Source organism: Gimibacter soli (assembly GCF_028463845.1).
Lineage (GTDB): Bacteria > Pseudomonadota > Alphaproteobacteria > Sphingomonadales > Kordiimonadaceae > Gimibacter > Gimibacter soli.
On the sequence record NZ_CP116805.1, the window covers coordinates 2,357,272 to 2,371,885 of the forward strand.

Here is a 14,614-nt window from a genome sequence, read left to right on the forward strand (position 1 = left end):
CGCGACGATCAAGGCAGAGCGATGAAGGCCGAACTGGAACTCTCGAAATCCGCGAAAGAGCAAGAACCGGAAGGTGCACCGCGCGCTGAAAAGCGCCCGCTGCCGCGCCGTTACTGGCCGGTCGTCGGAGCCTCGCTTGCCTCGCTTCTGTGGATCGGCGCCTGCATCTATTTTGCCGCGACGGGCCAGCTTGGCGCGTTCGACTCGCTGAATGTTGCGACCATCGCGTCCTACCTTGCCGGCGCCATCACGCCGCTTGCGCTGATCTGGCTGATTGCCCTCGCCTTCCAGCGCACCGACCCACTGATCGAACACCGGCTGGATATGTCCCGCACGCTTGATCAGGCGCTTGCCCCCGTGGAGATGGCAGAGCGGCGACTGGTGGAACTGAACCAGAAGCTGAAGAAAGAACTTTCGAGCATCGATGCGGTGGCTGACCTCGCGGCCAACCGGCTAGGCCATCTTGAGGGTCGTTTTCAGGAACAGATTGCCTCGATCTTTTCGGCCACCGCGGACGCCGAAGCGCGCACCGTTTCGATCCGCGATTCCCTGACCCGTGAACGGGCCGAGATCAATACGCTGACCGCTGCGCTTGAAGAGCGGCTCGTGGCCCTTGAAGCCCGCGTTTCGGACATGGGCACGAAAATCGGGGCTGCCACCGATGACACCCGCGCCACCATCGCCGAAAGCGAGGCCTCGGTGACCCGCAGCCTTGGCGCCCTTGGCGGCGCCGGCGAAGCTTTCGAGGCGCGCCTCGCCCGCGTGCAACAGGATATCGACGCGCAGGCGGACCGCATTGCGAGCGAAGCGGCGGCCATCGAAGGGCGGCTCGACAGCGTGACCGGCAATCTCGGCGACCATATGGTCCGGCTGGACGATACGCTTGGCACTATCGAAGGCCGGGCTAACGACATCGGTGGCCGGATGTCGGATCAGGCCACAGCGCTGCGCGACCTTGCCCGGGAAACGGCTTCCGAATCGGAACGAATCGAAGCCACCCTCAAGGCGCATGTCGAGGAAGTCCAGCGTACGGCGGAAGCGGCCCTCGCCCGCACCAGCGAAATCGGCGCCGAATATTCGGCCCACGCCACATCCATGTCCGCCCACATTGTGGATACGGTAGAGCGTGCCCGCGGCATGCTTGATGAGGCAAACAGGGCGCTGGATGCGCACTGCCAGGAAGCCCTCGCCACCAGTGCCGAACTGCATGCCCGCACAATGGCGCAGACGGAAGCCACCAGCGAAGCCGTGCGCACCAGCAGTGCCGAGCTTGACCGGCTGCTGGACGAAGGCCTCGCCCGCGCCCGCGCCACGCTTGAAGAAACGGCTGCCGGCATCACCGAGCAAAGCAGCATGGCCGTCGCCGCCGCCGAGGAAACCGCCGCCCGCACGCTGCAGCATATTCGCCAGATGCGTGCGAATGTGGAAGACCAGATGGCCGAGCTTGCCTCCACAGGGGCCGCCGCAGGCCGCGCGCTTGGCGAGGTTGTGGAGGAAATCGGCGACCAGTCGAAAACCCTTGTCGAAAATGCCCGCGCGACCGGCGAAAGCCTTTCGGAAGTGCATGCAGGCATGAGCGAGCAGAGCGAAGCGCTTGCTGCTGCGCTCAATGATACACGCCAGAAGCTGGTGCGGCTCGAAGCTGATCTGGTGGCGCAGCGCGATACGCTCGCCACGGTATCGGATGAAGCCGCCGCCCGCGTGATCGACGCCACCGAACGCTTCGCCAGCCGCAGCGAGGCCCTGCGCGAAGCCGCGCACGAGGTGCGCAGCGACCTGATCGCGCAGGCGGACGACATGGGCAAGGCAACCGAGCATCTTGGCAGCCTCGGCGCCGCCACGCACAACAAGCTGATAGAAGCTGCTGATGCGCTTGGCACCGAGGCCAACAGCATCCGCAATGAACTGGCGCAGTCGAGCAAGGCGCTCGGTAACGCTGCCACCGCCTTCTCGGGCGAGCGCAACCGCATCCGCGAGGAAGTTGAAGGCATTGTCGCACGCATCAACGATGCCTCTGGCCAGCTTGGCCGCGAGGCCAGACGTCTGGTCGAAGACACCGATGCCATGACAAGCAGGATTGAGGAAGCGGGCCAGACACTGAAGGACGAAAGCGAAACCGCCCGCCTGCGCCTGCGCGATGCCGTGGAGGACACGAACCGCGAACTGACGGCCAGCATCGACGAAATCGGCCGCCACGCCAGCGAGAAGATCACCTATCTGCAATCCGACATGCAGGCGACGCTGGCCAAGGTGCTGGACGACTATCAGTCAACCGCGACCCAAGCCGAGAAGGAAAGCGCCCTTCTGGCCATGCGCATGGGCCGCGAAGCCGAGAAGATGGCCAAGATCGCCGCCGAGTTCGGCGCCAAAACCGCCGAGATCGAAAGCCGGATCGGCGAGGCCACGAAAAACGAGTTCGCCCGCACCGCCCAGCTGCTGATCGAAAGCCTGCAGTCGCTGTCGATCGATATCCACAAGGCGCTGGCCCACGACGTGCCGGACGAGGTGTGGGGAGCCTATTTGGGCGGGGACCGGTCCATCTTCATGCGCCGTACGATCAAGATGGGGGACCGCGCAGCACGGAACGCCATCGCCGACCGCTTTGCGAAGGACCGCGAGTTCAAAGAAGCCGTCTCGCGCTTCTGCCGCGACTTTGAAAGCCTGATGGAGCGCGTGATGCCGGGCGACCGCGGCAGCGCCATGTCGGTATCGCTCATTTCGTCCGAAATGGGCCGGCTGTATCTTCTTCTCGGCCAGTCGCTCAAGAAATTCGGTTGAAATCGATGCGCCCTGCCCTTGTTGCCGCCCTGTCGCTCGCCCTCATGCTGCCTGCCTGCGGCAAGGCACCTGAAACCGCGAAACCGGAAGAAGCGGCACCTGCACGCCAGATCAGCTGGCGCATGTCCAGCACCTACCCGTCTACACTGCTGATCCTTGGCAGCATGGGCAAAAGGATCACGAGCGAGGTGGCAGCGGTTTCGGGCGGCGCCATCAACATACGCTTCTTCGAACCCGGTGTGCTGGCCCCGCCGTTTGAAACCTTCGACGCTGTCAGCTACGGCGCCATCGAGGCCGGCTGGTCGACAAGCGGCTACTGGGCCGGCAAGGTGCCAGCGCTGCAGCTATTCTCCTCTGTTCCGTTCGGGCCATCGGCGCCGGAATATCTGGCCTGGTACGATTATGGCGGCGGGCGGCCCCTGTTCGAGAAAATCTACCACCAGCACAATATCCACGGCCTCATCTGCGGCATGAGCCCGCCTGAGGCATCGGGCTGGTTCAAGGATGAAATCCGCACGCTTGATGATTTCAAGGGCAAGAAGATCCGTTTCTTCGGCCTTGGCGGCAAGGTGCTCGAGGAAGTCGGTGCTTCGCCGCAGCTGCTGGCGGGCGGCGAGATTTATCAGGCGCTCGAGCTTGGAACCATCGACGGCACCGAATATTCGGTGCCTGCAGTGGACGAGAAAATGGGCCTGCAGGAGATCGCCAAGCATTATTATTTCCCCGGCTGGCACCAGCAATCCACCTTCTTTGAACTGATCATCAATCTGGATGCCTGGAACGGCCTGACGACGACCGAACAGACCCAGATCGAAGCCGCCTGCTCGACCAACATCCGCTACGGCCTTTCGGAAGGTGAAGCGCTGCAGGCTGCTGCGCTCAAACGGATCGCCGACGCCGGCGTCACGCTGCACACATGGCCACCCGAAGTGCTCGCCGGCCTCAAGACCGCCTGGGAAAAGGTCGCTGCCGACATGGCCGCAAACGACCCCGAATTTGCCGAGGTCTGGGCCTCGATGACCAGCTTCCGCGCCGCCTACAAGGAATGGGCGGACCGCGGTTACCTGAAAGACTGACGCGGCCATGGGGTGGCTTGAACGGCTGGCGGGGAAACTGGAGCGGATTGTCGCCTTTTTCGGGCGGAGCGCTGCGTGGCTCCTTCTTCTCCTCATGGCTGTGATCGTCGCCGATGTGACCCTGCGCCACTGGTTCGTGATCGGTTCCACCAAACTGCAGGAACTGGAATGGCACCTTCACGGAGGCCTGTTCCTCCTGACCATGGCATGGGCTTACAGCCGCAATTCCCATGTGCGGATCGAACTTGTCAGCGAACGGCTTTCCGAGCGCGCCCGCGCGATCATCGAGCTTGCCGGCATTGCCTTGCTGCTGATCCCCTATGTGGCGGCCATCCTGTGGTTCGGCAGCGACTATCTGGCCTACAGCTTCGCCTTCAATGAAGGTTCGGCCTCGGCCACGGGCCTGCCGTGGCGCTGGATCATCAAGGGCATCCTTGTCTTCGGTTTCGCCCTTCTCGGGCTTGCTGCCATTGCCCGCGCCTGCCGCGCTGTCCTGACGCTGCGGGCGGGAGGTGCCGGTTGATGGAAGAATATCTCGCCCTCCTGATGTTCGCGGCCCTTGTGCCCCTGTTGTTCACCGGATTTCCGGTGGCCTTCGTGCTCGGCGGCGTTGGCCTCGCCTTCTGGGGCATTGCCGTGGCGATGGGGCTGGAGAACGGCCAGAGCTTCTTTCTTGTCGTCGCCCGCATCTTTGGCGGCGTGGTCGACAAGCCGCTTCTTGTCGCCGTCCCCATGTTCATCTTCATGGGGCAGATGCTGGAGAAAAGCGGTGTCGCACGCGACCTTCTGAGCATGCTGCAGCGCCTCACCCGCCGCGTTCCCGGCGGGCTTGCGCTTTCGGTCACGCTTCTGGGCACCATCCTCGCCGCCACCACTGGCATCATCGGGGCAAGCGTGGTGATGATGACGCTGCTGGCCCTGCCGGTGATGCTGGAACATGGCTACAACAGGCCGCTTGCCACTGGCACGATTGCCGCTTCCGGCACGCTCGGCATCCTGTTGCCACCCTCGATCATGCTTGTGGTGATGGCGGACCTGCTGTCGATCTCCGCTGGCGGCCTCTTCATGGCGGCGGTCGGGCCCGGCCTGCTGCTGGCCACCCTTTACGCGCTTTATATTCTGGTGCGCACATGGCTGAACCCGTCGCTCGCGCCATCACTGTGGGATGGGGAAGCCGCCCCCATCACCTTTGCCGAAGTTGTCCGCAGCCTGTTGCCGCCGCTCGGCCTGATGCTTGCCGTTCTTGGCGCCATCTTCGCCGGATTTGCGACCCCCACGGAGGCCAGCGGCATCGGGGCATTCGGCGCCCTGCTCCTGGCCCTTTTCAAAGGCCGCCTGTCATTCCCGACACTCCGGGAAGTGGTGGAAGAAACCGCCCTCACCTCCGCCATGCTCTTCGGGCTTTTCGTCGGCGCGACCGCCTTTTCCTATGTCTTCGCACTTCTTGAAGGGCATCATCTGATCCTGTCGGCGCTTGAAGCCACAGGGGCCGGACCCTGGCATCTGATTGTGGTGCTGATGCTCGCCGTCTTCTTCCTCGGCTTCTTTTTCGACTGGATCGAGATCACCCTGATCATCCTGCCGGTTTTCGCACCCGTCATCGCGGGGCTCGATTTCGGCACCCATGTGCCGGTCGGGCTCGTGTCCATCTGGTTTGCCATCCTGATGGCGGTGAACCTGCAGACAAGCTTCCTGACCCCGCCCTTCGGCTTCGCGCTCTTCTACCTGAAGGGCGCCGCCCCTGCCGATGTGGCGCTGACCGACATCTATCGCGGCATCCTGCCCTTCGTGCTGCTGCAGATACTGGGGCTTGCCGCCATCATCCTGTGGCCGGAAATCGCCCTGTGGCTGGTGCCTGCGCGCTGACATGAAAAAAGGCGCCCCGAAAGGCGCCTTCTTCTTCAATCCGGTATCGAGCTTCCGATCAGGCGACAGCGCCGGTGGGCGATTCGATCTTGTGCAGCTTGCCGATCAGGTAATCGAGATTCTCGGTGTCCCAGCTGTCTTCCACAGCGGTCAGCACGCGCTCGATCATCAGCTGCTTGAACCGCTCGCGGTCATCGCCGCCGGTGGCGACCATCTCGTCCGCCACCTCAAGGGCTGCCCGCGCGACCGGCAGGAACTGGATCGGCATCTTGGCCGCTTCAAACAGGCGCTTCAGGCCCATATCGCCTTTGTCATGTACCAGCTGATAGGCGTTCGCTGCCGGGATGCCGACGATACGGGCAAGGGCCGCCTCGAAGAAGGTGGTGTCGCCCATGATCAGCGCGCGCAGGACGAGCGTCGAGGTCAGGCGCTTGTTCTTGTAAAGCTGGTCGACAAGCTGCAGCACATTCTGCGCCTGCTGGCCACCTTCCAGAAGCGACACAGTCGCCTTCTCGCGGCTCTCCAGAAGCAGGTCGCTCGCCATCGAGGCCGAAATCTCGTGGTGCGACATGATATGTTCGCGCAGTTTTTCAGACACCAGCGTCACCAGACGCTCAGCCACCCCGATCGGCAGTTCGCCGCGCTGGGCAAGCGGCGCGTTGACCTTCTCGTTCGAGCCGAACTTGTCGATCACATGGCCGTAAGTCGCTTCCGAAATCTGGGCGCCTTCGTTGGCAACAAGGGTTGCCACCACATTCTCGTTATCCGTACGAGCAAGCGCATCGGCTACGGAAGCAGACACGGTCGCACGGCTCGCCACCGCCTTCTGCGCGCCTTCGCCCGAGGACTGGACGATGGCCAGGAGGTCTTCATCGGTCAGCACCGAGGAGCTTTCGATGAAAGGCAGCGCCACCTCGTCCACATCGCGGGCGAGTGTCGCAGCCACATCATGCGGCACATCGGGGTTTTCCTTGAGGCTTTCGGAAAGCGCGGCGCGCACGCGCACGGCAGCATCCTTCAGCATCACGCGGAAGATATCTTCGGCAATCGCGCGCTCGCCCTCGGAAAGCTCGGACGAACTGAATGTCGCCGCCACCTTGGCTGCCGCGTCGGCACGGTTGTCGGTATTGGGATCCTGCAGAAGCTTTGCGACATCCGCGCTGGACAAGGTCTTGTTATCTGCCACCGTGCTCTTCCCGTTCTATCTGCCTGACCTATACCGGATAACCGGTCCGTCACCTGCAAGCTAGGTGAAACTGTTTAACCGGGCGTTAATCGCGGCCTTGGGCAAGGATAACACTCCCTTCCCCTACGGCCAGCAACTCCTTCGTCAAATATGGCAGAAATGTGCCATCTTTCCGTTGAGCCGCCCGGCTTTACCGGCTATCGTGCCAGCAATTTTAACCGGACAGCGTATCTGTCCCAAGAACAATCTTCATGAGCACTCATAAACTGCAGGCTCGTGATACGGGGAAAATCAGACACATGATCATTCGATTGCTGGCTGCTATCGGCGCCCTAGTGGGCCTGAGCCAAGCGGCTTTCGCGCAGGAAGCGGCAGAACGAACCTTTTCGCAGACCGTCAATGACACGATCTCGCCGATTACAGATTTCATCTCGAACGAGATCATCTTCTTCAAAATCCCGCTCAGCGCTTTCATCGACGGCGCACCGGACGTTCCCTTCCTCATCGTGTGGCTGCTCTCGGGCGGCATTTTCTTCACCTTCTATATGGGCTTTATCAACCTTCGCGGTTTTGCTCAGTCGCTCAGGATCGTTTCCGGGCGTTATGACAACCCGGCAGATCCCGGTGAAGTTACCCACTTCCAGGCCCTGACAGCCGCCCTTTCGGCCACCGTCGGCCTCGGCAACATCGCAGGTGTGGCACTCGCCATCACGCTTGGCGGCCCTGGCGCCACCTTCTGGATGATCCTCGCCGGCCTTTTCGGCATGACCAGCAAGTTTGTGGAAGTGACCCTTGGTCACAAATACCGTCAGATCGACGAGAATGGCGTGGTGGCCGGTGGCCCCATGCATTATCTGTCGAAAGGCCTTGCTGCCCGTAACTGGCCGAACGCCGGCCGCATCGTGGCGGTGATCTTTGCCGTGATCTGTATCGGCGGCGCCTTCGGGGCCGGCAACATGTTCCAGGCAAACCAGGCGACTGCCCAGCTTGCCAACGTGGCAGCGGACCTGACCGGTGGTGCGGAGAGCATCTTCTTCGGCCGTCCGTGGATTTTCGGCATCATCTATGCGGCGGGACTTGCGCTTGTGATCGTCGGCGGCATTCGCGGCATCACCCGCGTCACCGAGTTCCTGGTACCCATCATGGCGGGGATCTATGTGATCGCCGCCCTTTTCATTATCGGCGCCAATATCGAGCACCTGCCCGATGCCTTCGTCGCCATCTTTGAAGGCGCCTTCACCGGTGACGGCGTTGCCGGTGGTATCCTTGGCGTGATGTATATGGGTCTGCGCCGTGCGACCTTCTCGAACGAAGCGGGCCTCGGCACTGCCTCGATCGCCCACGCCGCCGCCAAGACGAAAGAGCCGGTGGCAGAAGGCCTCGTGGCCCTTCTTGAGCCCTTCGTCGATACCGTCGTCATCTGCACCATGACGGCGCTCGTGATCATCATCACCGACATGCATATCAACGGCGCCGGCCTTGACGGCATCGCGCTGACGTCGGCTGCCTTCGACAGCTTCATCGACGGCTTCCGTTATGTGCTGACGATTGCCGTGCCGCTCTTCGCCTTCTCGACGACCATCACCTATTACTATTACGGCGAACGTGCCCTGCACTTCCTGACCGGCGGCAACAAGGGCAACACTGTCCATGTCTATAAAGCCACCTATCTGGCGGCGATCGTCGTGGGTTCGGCCATGCAGCTGACCGCCGTGATGGACTTTGCAGATGCGATGCTCCTTGCCCTCGGCTTCCCGAACCTTGTGGGTGTGTTCATCATGCGCCGCGAAGTGAAGGCGATGCTGACGGACTACCTGACCCGCCTCAAAGCTGGCGAGATCAAACCGTTCACCGGAAAATGATCAGGCTCCGGCGCGGCAATTCGCCGCGCCGGGCTTGCGTCCGGTTCAGCGCAGGTTCATCATAAGAGTTGAAAATGGCGGTCCATGGCCGCCTTTTTCTTGTTCGGCAGACGGAATTCCGCCAGCCATCCGCCAGACCGGTCCCTACCCCAGGGCCAAAGACTTCAAGGATTTATCCCATGCTGAAATCCCTTCTCAATGCGACTGTCGCCACCCTGATCGTCGCCACCGCGCTGACCACCGGTGCGCAAGCGGCCGGTGACCCGGCCAAGGGCAAGATGATTTTCAACCGCTGCAAGGCCTGCCACACGCTGACTGCCGCCGAGCGCCTGAAGATGGGCCCGTCGCTCGCAGGCGTTTTTGGCCGCAAGGCCGGCACGTCGGAAGGCTACAAATATTCGCCGGCAATGGTGGAATCGGAAGTCGTGTGGAGTGCTGAAACGCTCGATCAGTATCTCGCTGATCCCAAAGGCTTCATCCCGAAGAACAAGATGATCTTCCCAGGACTGAAGAAGGATCAGGACCGCGCTGACGTGATCGCGTATCTCGAACAGGCGACAAAAGAGTAATTAGCGGTTATAGTCGGCGCGCAAATAAGAACCGACTAACCGTCGATGCGAGGAAAAACAAATGCTTGATAGACTGAGCAAACAGGCCTTCGGGGCCGTTTGCGCCCTCTTCATGCTGGGCGCGGGCATTGCCCACGCCCAGGATACCGCCGTGGCCGATCCCCAAGGGGCCGTGGCATTCATCGAATCTGTGGCTGATGACACCAAGGCCGTCTGGAGCGATTCAACGCTTTCAGACGCCGACCGCACCACTGCTTTCCGCAAGATTTTCCGGCAAGCTGCCGATATCGACCTTCTGGCAAAAGGCATGCTTGGCCGTCACTACCGGTCGGCAACGCCGGACCAGCGCTCCGCCTATATGGTTGCGATGACCGATTACATCATCGGTGAATTCGACAAGCGCATGCAGCAGATCGGCTTCAAGGATGTGGAAATCGTCGGCACCACGCCGGCTTCTGGCAAGGGCGGCCACCTGTTTGTCCGCACCAAGGTCGACCGTGCTGAAGGTGCACCGATCCTGGCTGACTGGCGCGTCCGCAAAAAGGACGGCGGCTTCCAGATCGTCAATCTCGAGGTTGAAGGCATCAACCTGCTGATCACCAACCGCGAACAATTCTCGGCGCGCATCGCCGAAATCGGGCTGGACGGCCTGATTGCCGAACTCAAGGCCACTTACAGCACGGCTTCCGCCGCGCCGGTCGGCAACTGACCAGTTCTGATCAGTCCGTCGCGGCCACGGTCGCGACGGATACAGGCTCCATCACACACAGAAGCCGCAAGCTGCCAGCCGTATTGTAAAGCGCACTTTCAAGCGCCGTTGCCCGGGCAGCCGGCACATTCACCGCAAATCGCGTCCTGTAATCGAAACCGGCCTCGGTTTCGATCCGGCGGCTGTTCATCCGCACGATATTGGCGTCGTAATCGACAAGCACTTCACTGATCCGGGCCACCAGCCCCGGGCGGTCACCGCCCTTAACCTCGATCACATGAGTGATGGTGCCGCTGTCATCGCGGGTGAGGTTGAAGGGGAAGCTCGTGACCGCAATACGGGCACCCTCGAGCAGATCGAGGGCAGCAAGCCCTTCCTGCACTTCTTCAGGCGTCGTCAGCGTCGCGAATTCTGCCACACAGCTGAATTCGAACCCCTGCCCCAGTACCGCATAGGCGCTGTCGGCAAGGTTTGCACCGATTTCGAAAAGATAGCTCGAGACAGCAGAAACAACACCGACCCGGTCACGCCCGATGATCGAAATAAGGAGATTACTGGAGACCCGTTCCTGACCTTGTGTGTTGCTCATGTTCTTGCCTGCTTGAAAAAAAATGATGCTGCGCCACAATGGATTTGATACACAGGCGCCGCGCTCCACAATCATTTTCATTAGGGACATAGCCCATGTCTGACAAGCAACTTCTTCACCTCGTCTTCGGCGGTCCGGTTTCGGACCCGCAGACGCTTGATTTCACCGATCTGAGCAAGCTTGAGATCGTCGGTGTCTTCGGCTCCTACCAGGAAGCCGAAAACGCATGGCGCAGCGTCAGCCAGGCCAATGTGGATGACGCGATGACCCGTTATGTGGTCGTGCACCTGCACAAGTTGCTGACGCCGGAAATCTGAAAGCCCACGCTTTCGCCGGCTTTGAAATGAGAAAAGCCCCGCAGGCAGAGCGCTTGCGGGGCTTTTTTTGCGGAGCGCTATCGGGGGGATCAGCGCGTCGACGCGGGGGCAGCAAAATGGGCGTCAAGGCCATCGGCAATCGCTTCGCCTTCAAGGTCATAAGCGCCGAGGTGGCCGTGGAGATAGGTCATGGCTTCCTCGCGGCTGCCAAACTGGCGGCGGGAAAGCTCAAGCTGGGCAATCCGGCGGATGCCTTCGATATCGATCGGGGAATAGTACATCGTCCCTTCGTCTTTCATTTCTTCTTCTGCGATTCACGTATTTCAGCCACCCTAGAAGGGATCACCGGACGAAATCGTGACAGTTAGATGACGTTTTGGTGACAAGGCCCGATGGTTGACATTCGGCTCGCCTGCACCTATCTCACGGCGCAGAAGGAGTAACGAGGACCATGACAACGAATCCGCCCATCACCCGGAATGCGCTTTTCACGATCGGCCAGGTCGTGAAGCATCGCGTGTTTCCGTTCCGTGGCGTGATCTTTGATGTGGACCCGGAATTCGCCAATACGGAAGAATGGTGGGAATCGATCCCGGCCGAAATCCGGCCCGAGAAAGGCCAGCCGTTCTATCATCTGCTCGCGGAGAATGGCGAGCAGTCGTACGAAGCCTATGTTTCGCAACAGAATCTGGTGCCGGACGACAGCGGCGAACCGGTTGATCACCCTGATGTACCCGACATGTTCGGCGAATATCTCGGGGATCGCTACCGCATCAAGGAAAGCCAGCGGCATTGAGACAAAGAAAAAGGCGGCCAGATCGGCCGCCTTTTCTCATACCGGGTATCCGGTTTCCTCAGGCGAGGAAAATCTTCATCAGCACGAGGACCGCGACAATCGCGACGGTCGACCGAACGGCCACCTTGATGAAGCCATTGTAGGTGGTTTCCTGTTCTTTAACGTCCATCGACATGATCATCTCCCAAAGTATGGAGGGCCCCAGCCCGTTGTTTTTTGCTCTATAACCGATTGTGACAGTCCGGCCAAGCCTCAAACCGCAGTGCCGGCGAGGCAAGCCGCGAGAAGTTTGGGGTCGATATTGCCGCCCGAAAGCACGATCACGCTGGTCTGCCCCTTCGCTTCAACACGGCCTTCAAGGAGTGCCGCGAGCGAGACAACACCCCCCGGTTCGGTCGTCAGTTTCAGGATTTCAGAGGCATAGGCCACGGCATCAGCTGCCTCGCGGTCCGATACGGTCAGGCCCTTCACGCCAAAGGCTTGAAGCACGGCAAAGGTCAGCGGCCCAGGCGAATCCGAGAGAAGCGCGTCGCAGATCGACTTTACCGTGATATCCGCCTGCTGGCGCGTACCGCTTTCCAGCGAACGCTTGGTGTCGTCATAGGTCGCGGGTTCCACCACATACCGGGCAGCACCCGGAAATTCGCGCCCGAGCACGGTATAAAGCCCCGAAGCGAGGCCACCGCCACCGCAGCCGGTGAGGATTTGGTCGGGGGTTACGCCAATCGCCTTCAGGTCTTCTGCGATCTCAAGCCCGATGGTGCCCTGCCCGGCCATGATATAAGGGTCGTTGAAGGATGGCACGACGATGGCGCCTTCCTTTTCGCTGATCTCGGCAGCAATCGCTTCGCGGCTTTCGCTGTAGCGGTCAAACAGCCTGACAATCGCGCCATATCCTTTGGTATTGCGAACCTTGATCTCGGGGGCGTCCTTCGGCATCACGATGGTCGCCTTCACGCCCAGCATGCGGGCAGCGAGCGCCACGCCCTGCGCGTGGTTGCCGCTCGAGAAAGCCACAACGCCGCGCTTCTTTTCCTCGTCCGTCAGCTGCGAGATGCGGTTATAGGCTCCCCGGAACTTGAAGGCACCGGCGTGCTGCAGGCATTCGGGCTTGATGAAGACGCGCCCGCCAAGGCGTTCATTGAGGGCAAGGTTTTCGATAAGCGGGGTGCGAACGGCAATCCCCTTGATGCGGCCGGCAGCGGCAACAATATCCTCGTAGCTGATCGCGAGTGTCATGGTCTTATTTATCCTTTTTTCGGCGCGGGCGATGCTTGTGCCACCAGCGCAACAGCCTGACTTCCATGCGCCGGCGGAACCGGCGCACGGCGGGATAATCCACGGAAAGGATCACAAGGCCAAGCGGTATCATCCAGAATCCGAGAACCGGCAGAAATCCGAGGATGCCGCCAATGACCAGAAGGACGCCTACAATGAGGCGTCCCAGCTGGTTGTTCGGAATTGTCTTCTTGATCTTCTGGCGGATCATGTCCCGCCCCTTCGGTCAGTCGACCGCTGCAAGCGTTTCGGCGAACAGGTTGAAGATACGGTCGATATGCGCCTTGTCGGAAACAAGCGGCGGAGCGATGGCAATATGATCGCCCGACAGCCGTACTTTCAGGCCCATTTCAAACGCCTTCAGGAACACATCGTTCGCCCGTGCACCCAAGACGCCGTCGCGCTGCGCCACGGTGAAGGCACTCATGAAGCCGAGGTTGCGGATATCGGTCACATGCTTTGCCGTTTTAAGGCCATGGGCCGCCGCGCCGAAATGCGGCTCAAGGGTCTGGACATTCTCGTAAACGCCCTCTTCCTTGAAGACCTTCTGGGTGGCAAGCGCCGCGGCCACGGCCAGCGGGTGCGCCGAATAGGTATAGCCGTGGAACAGCTCAACCCCGCCCTTCGTTTCATCCATGAAGGTATCGTAGATGCGCTTCTGCACGATCACAGCGCCCATCGGCACGGTGCCGTTGTTGATGGCTTTGGCGGTCGTGATGATATCGGGTTCCACCTTGAAGCGCTCGGCAGCACTGGCATAACCCAGACGCCCGAAGGCCGTGATCACCTCGTCGAAAATCAGGAGGATGCCGTGCTTTGCGGTAATTTCGCGCAGGCGCTCCAGATAGCCGATGGGCGGGATGAACACACCAGCCGAACCCACAACAGGCTCGACGATCACCGCAGCGATGGTGGAGGCATCATGCAGCTTCACCAGATTTTCAAGCTCGTCGGCGTAAGCGGCACCCGTTTCCGGCTGGCCGTTCGTGAAGGCCATGGTCGCCGGGTCATAGGGGAAAGGCATGTGGTCCACACCCGGCAGCAGCGAGCCGAAGAATTTGCGGTTATTGACCATGCCGCCAACCGAGATGCCGCCAAAGCCCACGCCGTGATAACCGTTGAAGCGACCGATCAGGCGGGTCCGCGATGCGTCTCCCTTGAGGCGGTGGTAGGCGATGGCGATCTTGAGCGCGGTATCCACCGATTCCGAGCCCGAGTTCGTGAAGAAGACATGGTCAAGCGAGCCGGGCATCACGTCCGCCACCACATTGGCGAGCTCGAACGCCGGGCGGTGGCCGAAGCCGAAGGCGGTGGAATAGTCCAGCTTGCCGGCCTGTTCGCGGATCGCTTCGGTCACTTTCGGATGGCCGTGCCCCAGCGCTGAACACCAGAGGCCTGAGGAGCCGTCAATCACCTGACGGCCATCGTCCGTGGTGAAATAGAGGCCCGCAGCGCTTTCCAGGAGGCGCGGTTTGGCCTTGAAGGCCTTGTTGGGCGTGAACGGCATCCAGTAGGCCTGCAGTTCATCGTTCCGAAGCGGATTGGAGGAGGTCATGAAACACCTGATGCTTTGGCGAAAGCGGCTCTC

At 61.0% G+C, this 14,614-nt stretch carries 16 protein-coding genes; 9 read left to right on the forward strand and 7 right to left on the reverse strand.

Annotated features, from left to right (window positions below):
• Positions 1-21: 21 nt before the first annotated feature.
• Genes PH603_RS11075 through PH603_RS11090 form a run of 4 tightly spaced genes read left to right on the forward strand, consistent with a single transcriptional unit; the run spans position 22 to position 5,720 of the window.
• The gene (locus PH603_RS11075; protein WP_289502595.1) at positions 22-2,778 is read left to right on the forward strand and encodes a coiled-coil domain-containing protein; all 2,757 of its coding nucleotides are present in this window, start codon (positions 22-24) and stop codon (positions 2,776-2,778) included.
• Positions 2,779-2,783: 5 nt separating this feature from the next.
• Complete coding sequence (locus PH603_RS11080) at positions 2,784-3,854, forward strand: TRAP transporter substrate-binding protein (RefSeq protein ID WP_289505651.1); 1,071 nt, start codon at positions 2,784-2,786, stop codon at positions 3,852-3,854.
• Between the two features lie 7 nt (positions 3,855-3,861).
• Positions 3,862-4,377, forward strand: coding sequence for a TRAP transporter small permease subunit (locus PH603_RS11085; RefSeq protein ID WP_289502596.1), 516 nt, complete (start codon positions 3,862-3,864; stop codon positions 4,375-4,377).
• Positions 4,377-5,720 (forward strand): TRAP transporter large permease, encoded by a 1,344-nt coding sequence (locus PH603_RS11090; RefSeq protein WP_289502597.1) that lies wholly within the window; start codon positions 4,377-4,379, stop codon positions 5,718-5,720. Before PH603_RS11085 ends, PH603_RS11090 begins: the two co-directional genes overlap by 1 nt.
• A 58-nt stretch (positions 5,721-5,778) precedes the next feature.
• Here the strand turns inward: PH603_RS11090 and spbR are convergent, their stop codons facing one another.
• Positions 5,779-6,906, reverse strand: coding sequence for a SpbR family protein (gene spbR / locus PH603_RS11095; protein ID WP_289502598.1), 1,128 nt, complete (start codon positions 6,904-6,906; stop codon positions 5,779-5,781).
• A 299-nt stretch (positions 6,907-7,205) separates the two neighbouring features.
• Here spbR and PH603_RS11100 point away from each other — a divergent pair, with 299 nt between their 5' ends.
• The 3 genes from PH603_RS11100 (at position 7,206) to PH603_RS11110 (ending at position 10,046) form a co-directional block, all read left to right on the forward strand.
• Entirely contained in the window at positions 7,206-8,768 is a 1,563-nt protein-coding gene (locus PH603_RS11100) for an alanine/glycine:cation symporter family protein (protein ID WP_289502599.1), read from the forward strand.
• 179 nt (positions 8,769-8,947) lie between these two features.
• A complete protein-coding gene (locus tag PH603_RS11105; RefSeq protein WP_289502600.1) occupies positions 8,948-9,337 on the forward strand; it encodes a c-type cytochrome in 390 nt (129 codons plus the stop codon).
• A 61-nt stretch (positions 9,338-9,398) separates the two neighbouring features.
• Positions 9,399-10,046: an MlaC/ttg2D family ABC transporter substrate-binding protein gene (locus tag PH603_RS11110; RefSeq protein WP_289502601.1), complete on the forward strand. Its 648-nt coding sequence runs from the start codon at positions 9,399-9,401 to the stop codon at positions 10,044-10,046.
• Positions 10,047-10,056: 10 nt separating this feature from the next.
• Here PH603_RS11110 and PH603_RS11115 read toward each other — a convergent pair whose 3' ends face one another.
• Positions 10,057-10,635, reverse strand: coding sequence for a glycine cleavage system transcriptional repressor (locus PH603_RS11115; RefSeq protein WP_289502602.1), 579 nt, complete (start codon positions 10,633-10,635; stop codon positions 10,057-10,059).
• Positions 10,636-10,730: 95 nt separating this feature from the next.
• On the opposite strand from PH603_RS11115, the gene PH603_RS11120 reads away from it, so the two are divergent.
• Positions 10,731-10,952 carry a DUF4170 domain-containing protein gene (locus PH603_RS11120; RefSeq protein WP_289502603.1) on the forward strand — a complete coding sequence of 74 codons (222 nt, stop codon included), beginning with the start codon at positions 10,731-10,733 and terminating at the stop codon, positions 10,950-10,952.
• A gap of 89 nt (positions 10,953-11,041) precedes the next feature.
• On the opposite strand, the gene PH603_RS11125 is transcribed toward PH603_RS11120, so the two are convergent.
• Positions 11,042-11,251 carry a hypothetical protein gene (locus PH603_RS11125; protein WP_289502604.1) on the reverse strand — a complete coding sequence of 70 codons (210 nt, stop codon included), beginning with the start codon at positions 11,249-11,251 and terminating at the stop codon, positions 11,042-11,044.
• Positions 11,252-11,403: 152 nt separating this feature from the next.
• On the opposite strand from PH603_RS11125, the gene hspQ reads away from it, so the two are divergent.
• A complete protein-coding gene (hspQ, locus tag PH603_RS11130) occupies positions 11,404-11,748 on the forward strand; it encodes a heat shock protein HspQ (RefSeq protein WP_289502605.1) in 345 nt (114 codons plus the stop codon).
• A gap of 58 nt (positions 11,749-11,806) precedes the next feature.
• On the opposite strand, the gene PH603_RS11135 is transcribed toward hspQ, so the two are convergent.
• From PH603_RS11135 to aptA, 4 genes are all read right to left on the reverse strand, one after another.
• Positions 11,807-11,923, reverse strand: a complete 117-nt coding sequence (locus PH603_RS11135; protein ID WP_289502606.1) for an aa3-type cytochrome c oxidase subunit IV — start codon at positions 11,921-11,923, stop codon at positions 11,807-11,809.
• A 77-nt stretch (positions 11,924-12,000) separates the two neighbouring features.
• Complete coding sequence (locus PH603_RS11140; protein WP_289502607.1) at positions 12,001-12,987, reverse strand: threonine ammonia-lyase; 987 nt, start codon at positions 12,985-12,987, stop codon at positions 12,001-12,003.
• Positions 12,988-12,991: 4 nt separating this feature from the next.
• Entirely contained in the window at positions 12,992-13,237 is a 246-nt protein-coding gene (locus PH603_RS11145) for a PGPGW domain-containing protein (RefSeq protein ID WP_289502608.1), read from the reverse strand.
• A 15-nt stretch (positions 13,238-13,252) separates the two neighbouring features.
• On the reverse strand, positions 13,253-14,581 hold the full coding sequence (gene aptA, locus PH603_RS11150; RefSeq protein ID WP_289502609.1) for an omega-aminotransferase AptA: 1,329 nt from the start codon (positions 14,579-14,581) through the stop codon (positions 13,253-13,255).
• Positions 14,582-14,614: the final 33 nt, after the last annotated feature.